Below are 6,699 nucleotides of genomic sequence, written 5' to 3' on the forward strand. Positions count from 1 at the left end.
CCCTTTTTTGGATGGGTCAAGGGGCAGGAAGCGGGCCGGGGGGGGAGAAGAACGGGGAGGGAGGCGAACATAACACGAAAAATCTTAATTCTTCATTTGTATCGGGGCATTAACGAAATTATTAGCACTCTATCTATAGGAGTGCTAATTTCCTGTTGACAGCGCAAACAATAGGGTTTATACCAAGCAACGTGGCGAATAACAGAAATATGAGTCGGGTTGACTCAACCTTTGAGTCATAACGGTAGGCCTCGCGGGGAGTAAAAAAAACTCCTGCCGGGGCGGGTTTTTACATCCAGGTTTTTACATCCAGACACAGAAGGAGAAGGAAGAAGATGGCCAAGGTGAAGACCAAGATTCAACCTTTGCAGGATCGCCTCCTGGTCAAGCGCGTTGAGGAGGAAGAGGAAGCGCAGGGGGGCATTATTATTCCCGATTCGGCCAAGGAGAAGCCGCAGGAAGGCGAAGTCGTGGCCGTGGGCCCGGGAAAGGTGACCGACGATGGCAAAAGGCAGGTGATGGAGCTCAAGCCTGGCGACCGCATTCTCTTTGCCAAATACGCTGGCACCGAGGTGAAAGTGGAGGGTGAGGAATATCTCATCATGCGGGAGGACGACGTGCTGGCCGTCACACGCTAGGACGCCGCTGCCTGAGAGACGCAAACCAAAAGGGAGAGTGAAAAACGATGTCCAAGATTATTCTTTTTGATGAAGAAGCCCGGCAGAAGATCAAACGGGGCGTGGACCAGCTGGCCAACGCAGTGAAGGTCACCCTCGGTCCTCGCGGCCGCAACGTGGTTATTGACCGCAAGTTCGGCTCCCCCACCTCCACCAAGGACGGCGTTACGGTGGCCAAGGAGATCGAACTCGAAGATCATTTCGAAAATATGGGCGCCCAGATGGTGAACGAGGTCGCCAGCAAGACCTCCGACGTGGCCGGCGACGGCACCACGACGGCGACTGTTCTGGCCCAGGCCATCTTCCAGGAAGGCCTGCGCAACGTGACGGCCGGCGCCAACCCGATCGACCTCAAGCGCGGCATTGATGAAGGCGTGGAGGTGGTTGTCGCGGAGCTCCGCAAGCTCTCCAAGCCGGTCAAGGACAAGAAAGAAATCGCCCAGGTCGGCACCATTTCGGCGAACAACGATCCCACCATCGGCGACCTCATCGCCGAGGCCATGGACAAGGTCGGCAAGGACGGCGTCATCACCGTCGAGGAAGCCAAGTCCATGGAAACCTCGCTCGACATCGTCGAGGGCATGCAGTTCGACAGGGGATACCTCAGCCCCTACTTCGTGACGAATCCCGATCGGATGGAAGCGGTTCTGGAAGAGCCTTACATCCTCTTCCACGAGAAGAAGATCAGCAACATGCGCGATCTGCTTCCCCTTCTCGAGAAAATCGCCAAGCTGGGCAAGCCGCTCCTCATCATCGCCGAGGACGTCGAGGGCGAGGCCCTGGCCACCCTCGTGGTGAACAAGCTGCGCGGCACGCTGAACGGCTCGGCCGTCAAGGCGCCCGGCTTCGGCGATCGCCGCAAGTCGATGCTCGAGGACATGGCGATCCTGACCGGCGGCAAGGTCATCACCGAAGACCTCGGCATCAAGCTCGAGAACGTGAGCCTGGAGGACCTCGGCCATTGCAAGCGCGTGACCATCGACAAGGACAACACCACCATCATCGAGGGCAAGGGCAAGGCCAAGGACATCGAGGGCCGCGTCAAGCAGATTCGCAATCAGGTTGAAGAGACGACCAGCGACTACGACCGCGAGAAGCTCCAGGAGCGGCTCGCCAAGCTGGTGGGCGGCGTGGCCGTCATCAACGTCGGCGCTGCGACCGAGACCGAGATGAAGGAGAAGAAGGCCCGCGTCGAGGACGCCCTGAACGCGACCCGCGCGGCGGTCGAGGAAGGCGTCGTGGTCGGCGGCGGCGTCGCTCTCGTGCGGTGCCGCAAGGCCCTCGCCAACTTGAAGCTCGAGGGCGATCGCCAGGTCGGCATCCGGATTCTCTCGCGCGCCCTGGATGAGCCCCTCCGGCAGATCGCGAACAATGCGGGCGCCGAAGGCTCCCTCGTCGTCGAGCACGTCGAGAAAGAGAAAGGCAACGTGGGCTACAACGCGGCCACGATGAAGTATGAGGACCTCGTCAAGCAGGGTATCATCGACCCCACGAAGGTGACTCGCTCCGCGCTGCAGAACGCGGCTTCCGTGGCGGGCCTGATGCTCACGACCGAGTGCGTGATTTCGGACAAGCCGGATAATAAATCCGGTGGTATGCCCGATATGTCCGGCGGTATGGGCGGCATGGGCGGCATGGGCATGTAAGAAGCACCCGATTCTGCTTTGCCAGGGGGGAGCTCTTCGGGGCTCCCCCCTTTTTTTGTTTTTTGGGCGTAAAGTGGCTTCTTGAAGGAAATGGGCCTAATTTCTTAAGATGTGAGCGGGTACACAGGTGCCGCCGCTTTTTCATCTGCCGCGGGCAACTCCCGGGCGGATGGTCGGGACATGATCATGGACAAGCGCAGGGGGCCGCTCTTTCTGCCCTTGCTTCTTTCGGCGATTCTGCACGCGGTTTTTTTCACGGCGCTGAGCCTGGAGTATGTCTGGCCGGTGACGGTTTCGGCTCGAAAGCCCATCTCCGTCCGCATCATTCCCGATGCGCTTCCCAAGCCCAAAGAGGTCATCCCGCCCAATCCAGAGAGCCGCTTTCTCTCGGACGCCAACCGGCGCGAGAGCGGGAAGGGCCCGAAGAAGACCGGGAAGCCCAGTCTCCGCCGCGAGGAGGAGGAAAAACTCCCCGCCCGGCAGGGTGCGCCGGACGTCAAGGTGCCCCAGGTGGCCGCCCTTTCCCCGCCGCCCGCGCCAAAGCCTGCGCCGCCTGTCCCGAAGGCGGTGCGCCCTGCGCCGGAGCCTCCCGAGAAAAAAGAAGAAGCCAAGAAGCCGGCCGAGGCGGAAAGGAAAAAGACCGCCCCTCCGCCCGAGAAGGTGAAGGCGCCGGAAAAGCCCGCGCCCCCTCCGCCCGAGAAAAAGGCGGAGAAGAAAAAGCCGGTCCAGATAAAAACCGTTCAGAAGGAAAAGGCCCCGCCCGAGAAAAAGCCCGAGAAGAAAGAAGAGATCAAGGTCGCCTCCCTGCCGCCCCCGCCGAAGCCGCCCGCCCCCAAGGCGCCCACGCGCGATCCGCTCGCGCTCTTCCGCCCCCGCCCCAAGGGAAGCGGCCGGCCGAATGCGCCCAACCTCAGCCTGACCGACGAGGAGGCCGAGCGCATCGCCAAGGCGGCGCGCGAGCGGGATCTGAAAAAAGAGGGAGAAGAGGGCGATGTCGTTTCGCTCGACACGCGGAACTTCAAGTATGTTTCCTACTTCGCCCACATCAAGCGGAAGATTCAGGCCGCCTGGAGTTGGCCGCAGGAAGCGCAGAATTTCGGCGGGAAGCTCACCCTGAAATTCGTCCTCCGCTCGGACGGCACCCTCTCGCGGGTGGAACTCCAGAGCTCATCGGGCTACCGCATCCTGGACGATGAGGCCATCGCCGCCGTGACGAAGGCGGCGCCCTTCCTGCCGTTTCCGCCGGGCTTCGGCCGCAAGATTCTCCCCATCGAGGGGAACTTCATCTACGAGCGGACAACAAGAGGCCTGGGCGGCTGAGGCCGACGTTTTTTGTCCCGCGCTCTTGCGGCCCGCTTCATTTCCCCCTTTTTCATGGAGTATGCTGTCCCCCATCCGGTTTTTCTGGCCGTATGCCGAAAACGCAGGGCCGGAGATTGCAATGATGCGAAAAGGAGGCACCATGGCCACGAAAACCAAAAGAAAGGCCGCCGGAAAGAGCGTTGACCGCAGATTTCGCGCCACCTACGACAAGGACGTGAAGTGGCAGGCCGGCAAGGCGAACGAGCTCCTGACCCTGCCGCCCGGCATTCAGGTCAAGATATTCGCCTACGATCCGGTGATGAAGCGGATCGACATGAAGGTGAAGTTTCCGAAGGGCTACGTCGAACCCGTGCACGTTCACAAAAGCTGGCATTCGATTCTCGTGACGAAGGGCCGGATGTGCGTCGCCGGCAAGGACCTGCGCCCCGGGGATTACGTGTTCGGCTGGGATCTGCCCCACGGCCCCTACGAGTATCCCGACGGCTGCGAGGTCTTCGTCGTTTTCATGGGCGAGGGCACTCAGCACAAGTGGGAGGAAACCGACTACCTGACCCACAAGACGAAGTGGCGGGCGAAGACCAGCACCGGAAAGAAAGCCGTGGCCCGCGGCCAAAGCGCCCGCAAGAAAGTGCTCGCCAAAAAGAAAACGTCGAAGAAGGAAACCGCCCGGCGGAAGGCCCGGTAGATGAGTTCGTTGCGAATCGCGGTCATTGGCGCCGGCGCCTGGGGAACAGCGCTCGCGGACGTGTTCGCCGAAGCCGGCCACGAGGTCACGCTGTGGGTGTTCGAGGCTGATCTTTGCGCGCGCATGACGGCGGACCGGGAGAACGATGTCTACCTTCCCGGCGCCGCGCTGCAGCCGGGCCTCCGCTTCACCTCGGATCTGGCCGAGGCGGCCTCCGCCGGGCAGGATCTCCTCCTCAGCGTCATGCCGAGCCACGTCGTCCGGCGGGTGTGGGAGAAGCTCGCCCACGCCGTTCACGAGGACGCCCTCATCGTCAGCGCGACGAAGGGGATCGAGGCGGGCTCCCTCTCGTTGCCGACGCAGATCATCTCCGAGCTCACGGCCAAGCTGAGGGAGTACACCCCCCGGCTCGCCTGCATCTCGGGTCCCACCTTCGCCCGCGAACTCGCCGAGCGCCGTCCCACCGCCGTCACCGCCGCCGCGCCCGAGATGGCCGACGCCGAGCGCGTCCAGGCGGCCCTGAGCGCCGGGTGCCTGCGCGTCTACTCGGCGGCCGATCCGATCGGGGTCCAGCTCGGCGGCGCCCTCAAGAACGTCATTGCCCTTGCGGCCGGCATCTCGGACGGGCTCGAGCTCGGCTACAACGCCCGGGCGGCGCTCATCGTGCGCGGCCTCGCGGAGATGACCCGCCTCGGACTCGTCATGGGGGGCCAGGCGGAAACCTTCGCCGGCCTCGCTGGGATGGGCGATCTCGTCCTCACCTGCACGGGGGACCTCAGCCGCAACCGCTCCGTCGGGAGGAGGCTTGGCCAGGGGGAGAAGCTCGACGACATCCTCTCGGGGATGAGCGCCGTCGCCGAGGGCGTCGCCACCGCCCCCGCGGCGGTCGAACTCGGGCAGAAATACCGCACCGAGCTTCCCATCTGCGAGCAGGTCCACGCCGTCCTCTTCGAGGGCAAGGAGCCCCAGGCGGCCGTCCGGGAGCTGATGGCCCGCCCCCCGCGGGCCGAGGGGGTCTAGGGGGACTTCATTTAACTAGCTGAAATCATTCCCAATAAAAAATTTACCAAAAAGGCTTGCATCCTCATCCCTTCCGATATATATTCCTTTTTAAGATATATCGCGATTTAATAGAGAGGGTTTTCTCATGAGCGACATTGCCCGATTGACCGCCCTGGAAATGCTGGTCCTCTCCGTTCTGGTTGATGGCGAGAAGTATGGCCTCCAGATTGCGAGTGCAGTGGAAGAGGATTCTGAAGGACGCAAGAAGATATCAGTCGGTTCTCTTTATCCGGTGCTTCATCGGCTGGAGAAAAAAGGGTTCGTAAAATCCCGTTGGGGAGAAGCCACCGAAGAAAGGGCCGGAGCGCGGCGCAGATATTATATAATTACTGCCTTGGGTGAGACGAGTTTGTCGGAAGCCCAAAAAGTTTTCTCGCGTTTGTGGAATTTGGATTTGGGGACTGCCTATCATATCATTCTGTCGCGCCTTTGGAATTTTGAAACGAGGACGGTCTGATGTCTTTCTGGAGATATTTGGAGCGACTAAAGAAAGAACGGGAGCAACAAGAAAAAAACCTTAGATTTTCTACATTGTCTACTCAACATCATTACGTCTCAGACCTCACAGTTGAGTTCAGGAAGTCGCTTTTGAGGACACATTCTGTAAATAAAATCGTAGAAGAGCATGCAAGCCCTTATCGAGATTTTCAGCGCGGAGTTATGCAGTCAATAAATTTAGCAGGAGCAAATTCGGTAAATAAAATCGTGCAAGAGCACATGCGACATTATCAAGAACTTATAAATAGAATTATCCATTCAGTTGATCCGATAAACATGGCAAGAAAAGAAGTTGAACAAAATGCAAAGATGTTCAACGAAACGCTTAATGCGCACCGAAGAGCGGCAAGTTGGATCAATGAGACTTTTAATGCGACGCATAAAACCAGTAAAAATATTGAAAGAATCTATCGAGTTCCTAGAAGTCGGAAAAAGAAAAACGATAAAAGTAATATTAATGAGGAAATTCATTTTCGATCAACCAGGATGTCGCGGGCGATAGATTTTTTTGGTAAGGCAATTCCTGGTAATTATTATCGAGAAGCATGGATCGGAGATTGTCATGAAATGCGAAATCAAATGATTCAAGAAGGATACCATCCTTTTTGGGTCGAGCTTCGAACTACTTTCAACATCTGGCTTATGCTCAGAAGTTTGTTGAGAATTAAGATTTCAGATTTCGGCGAGCCTGACAAACAACGAAAAACTGGAAAATAATGTAATTCGAATTTCCTTTCGGATACGCGCCCCCCCGGCCGCTCCCCCATCCCAACCTTCCCCCAAAGGGGGAAGGGGCAAAGCACCTCAA

General features: G+C 58.8%; 7 protein-coding genes. All 7 read left to right on the forward strand.

The features are described 5' to 3' along the window. Positions 1-335 precede the first annotated feature (335 nt). The 7 genes from groES to O2807_10240 all read left to right on the forward strand — a co-directional run bounded on the left by groES (position 336) and on the right by O2807_10240 (position 6,608). Complete coding sequence (groES, locus tag O2807_10210) at positions 336-638, forward strand: co-chaperone GroES (protein ID MDA1000868.1); 303 nt, start codon at positions 336-338, stop codon at positions 636-638. A 47-nt stretch (positions 639-685) separates the two neighbouring features. Continuing rightward, positions 686-2,323: a chaperonin GroEL gene (gene groL, locus O2807_10215; GenBank protein MDA1000869.1), complete on the forward strand. Its 1,638-nt coding sequence runs from the start codon at positions 686-688 to the stop codon at positions 2,321-2,323. A gap of 186 nt (positions 2,324-2,509) precedes the next feature. After that, a complete protein-coding gene (locus O2807_10220) occupies positions 2,510-3,643 on the forward strand; it encodes a TonB family protein (protein MDA1000870.1) in 1,134 nt (377 codons plus the stop codon). 142 nt (positions 3,644-3,785) lie between these two features. Further along, positions 3,786-4,331, forward strand: a complete 546-nt coding sequence (locus O2807_10225; GenBank protein MDA1000871.1) for a hypothetical protein — start codon at positions 3,786-3,788, stop codon at positions 4,329-4,331. Beyond that, positions 4,332-5,351 (forward strand): NAD(P)-dependent glycerol-3-phosphate dehydrogenase, encoded by a 1,020-nt coding sequence (locus O2807_10230; GenBank protein ID MDA1000872.1) that lies wholly within the window; start codon positions 4,332-4,334, stop codon positions 5,349-5,351. Positions 5,352-5,478: 127 nt separating this feature from the next. After that, positions 5,479-5,850, forward strand: coding sequence for a helix-turn-helix transcriptional regulator (locus O2807_10235; protein MDA1000873.1), 372 nt, complete (start codon positions 5,479-5,481; stop codon positions 5,848-5,850). Next, on the forward strand, positions 5,850-6,608 hold the full coding sequence (locus O2807_10240; protein ID MDA1000874.1) for a hypothetical protein: 759 nt from the start codon (positions 5,850-5,852) through the stop codon (positions 6,606-6,608). Before O2807_10235 ends, O2807_10240 begins: the two co-directional genes overlap by 1 nt. Positions 6,609-6,699 lie beyond the last annotated feature (91 nt).

Source organism: bacterium (assembly GCA_027622355.1).
Classification (GTDB): Bacteria; UBA8248; UBA8248; order UBA8248; family UBA8248; genus JAQBZT01.

Bases quoted from the DNA above. Each gene is read 5' to 3' on its own strand.
- groES (MDA1000868.1), top strand. From the start codon at position 336: ATGGCCAAGGTGAAGACCAAGATTCAACCTTTGCAGGATCGCCTCCTG.
- groL (MDA1000869.1), top strand. From the start codon at position 686: ATGTCCAAGATTATTCTTTTTGATGAAGAAGCCCGGCAGAAGATCAAA.
- O2807_10220 (MDA1000870.1), top strand. From the start codon at position 2,510: ATGGACAAGCGCAGGGGGCCGCTCTTTCTGCCCTTGCTTCTTTCGGCG.
- O2807_10225 (MDA1000871.1), top strand. From the start codon at position 3,786: ATGGCCACGAAAACCAAAAGAAAGGCCGCCGGAAAGAGCGTTGACCGC.
- O2807_10230 (MDA1000872.1), top strand. From the start codon at position 4,332: ATGAGTTCGTTGCGAATCGCGGTCATTGGCGCCGGCGCCTGGGGAACA.
- O2807_10235 (MDA1000873.1), top strand. From the start codon at position 5,479: ATGAGCGACATTGCCCGATTGACCGCCCTGGAAATGCTGGTCCTCTCC.
- O2807_10240 (MDA1000874.1), top strand. From the start codon at position 5,850: ATGTCTTTCTGGAGATATTTGGAGCGACTAAAGAAAGAACGGGAGCAA.